General features: G+C 71.2%; 1 protein-coding gene. It reads left to right on the forward strand.

The window, feature by feature from the left end; all coding sequences use genetic code 11:
* Positions 1–9: 9 nt before the first annotated feature.
* Positions 10–382, forward strand: a 373-nt coding sequence (locus FJV41_RS57750; protein WP_281291698.1) for an amidohydrolase family protein, incomplete at its 3' end; no start/stop codon positions are given.

Consider the following 382-nt stretch of genomic DNA (forward strand, 5'->3'; position numbering starts at 1 on the left):
CAGTTGGGCGTGAGCGCCTCGCTGATCCTGTGCTTCCTGCGGCACCTGAGCGAGGAAGAGGCTTTCGAGACGCTGGAGCAGGCGCTGCCGTACCGCGACCGCTTCATCGGCGTGGGCCTGGATTCGAGCGAGGTGGGCCACCCGCCCGAGAAATTCGCCCGCGTGTTCGCGCGCTGCCGCGAACTGGGCCTGCACCGGGTCGCGCACGCGGGCGAGGAAGGCCCGCCGGCCTACATCTGGGGGGCGCTCGACGTGCTGCACGCCGAGCGCATCGACCACGGCGTGCAGGCCGTGCACGACGCGGACCTGATGCGCCGGCTCGCGCAGGACCGCGTGGCGCTCACCGTCTGCCCGCTGTCCAACGAGAAGCTGTGCGTGTTCC

The organism is Myxococcus llanfairpwllgwyngyllgogerychwyrndrobwllllantysiliogogogochensis, from assembly GCF_006636215.1.
GTDB lineage: Bacteria > Myxococcota > Myxococcia > Myxococcales > Myxococcaceae > Myxococcus > Myxococcus llanfairpwllgwyngyllgogerychwyrndrobwllllantysiliogogogochensis.